General features: G+C 42.7%; 2 protein-coding genes. Both read right to left on the bottom strand.

The window, feature by feature from the left end; genetic code table 11:
• Nucleotides 1-388 (bottom strand): IS3 family transposase (locus ACT3QP_RS14900; protein WP_444526040.1); only part of this gene is annotated, 388 nt, incomplete at its 3' end.
• The gene (locus tag ACT3QP_RS14895) at nucleotides 385-909 is read right to left on the bottom strand and encodes a helix-turn-helix domain-containing protein (RefSeq protein ID WP_192520988.1); all 525 of its coding nucleotides are present in this window, start codon (nucleotides 907-909) and stop codon (nucleotides 385-387) included. The genes ACT3QP_RS14895 and ACT3QP_RS14900, both read right to left, overlap by 4 nt.
• Nucleotides 910-953: the final 44 nt, after the last annotated feature.

The raw sequence follows: 953 nt of genomic DNA, 5'->3' as shown, positions 1-953 counted from the left end.
CACCCACCTTAAACTCAGTAATGTCAGTCAGCCAGCGCTTATGCGGATGACCTGCATAAAACTGGCGCTTTAAATAATTCTTCGCGATCTTACCTTGTTGTCCTTTATAGGATCGGTAATTCTGACGTCTTATCTTTGCGCTAAGCTTCATTTGACGCATAAGCTTAGCAATGAGCTTATGGTTATGATAAGCGCCTTGCTGCTTTAACGCAGCTGTGACTCTACGGTAGCCATACCTGCCTTTGTGCTTGTGGTAAAGCTCAGTAATACATTGTTTTAAGTCTGCATATTTGTCTTTAACATCAAACTGACACCTATGGTAGTAAAAGACACTCTTAGCCATCTTAGCGATGTTGAGCAAAGCAGATAAAGGGTGCTCTTGCCTCAATGCTTCGATGAGCCTTGCTTTCTCAAAGCTTGTTTCTTTTCCTTCTCCTTGAGCAAGGCATCGAGCTTTTTTAGGTAAGCAACCTCCGCACGTAGGTATTCATTCTCACGCTTCAATTCTGCTAATGTCTTTTCATCATCTGGTTTGTCTGTAATAAAGGGCTTACTCATGGCGACTCTACCTTTAGGCTTGGTTGTTAGTCCAGACAAGCCGTGTAATCGATACGCTTTGTGCCAATGACTGATTAGGGCCGGTGAGCTGATGTTAAATGTCAGTGCTGTCTGTGATTGACTTAAACCTTGTTCTAGCATGGTGCTTAACACTTTCAGTTTAAACTCACTGCTGTATTTGGCTTTGCTTGTCTTTGGCTTAATGGCATCTATGCCACCGCTTTGGTATTGTTTGACCCATTTGAGTACAAACTCTGGATTGACGTTAAATTTCTTAGCGGTGGCCTGACTACTATGTCCTTGCCGATAGTATGCGATGACTTGCATCTTAAAGTCTAGATCGTAACGCATAAAAATACCCCATAAGTTGTGTCCAACTTATGGGGGTCGGTTCA

Source organism: Psychrobacter sp. AOP7-B1-24, from assembly GCF_052376215.1.
GTDB lineage: Bacteria > Pseudomonadota > Gammaproteobacteria > Pseudomonadales > Moraxellaceae > Psychrobacter.
Note: the sequence above shows the minus strand (reverse complement) of the source record. Positions and strands in the feature narration are given on the sequence as shown.

Bases quoted from the DNA above. Each gene is read 5' to 3' on its own strand.
- ACT3QP_RS14895 (WP_192520988.1), bottom strand. From the start codon at position 909: ATGCGTTACGATCTAGACTTTAAGATGCAAGTCATCGCATACTATCGG.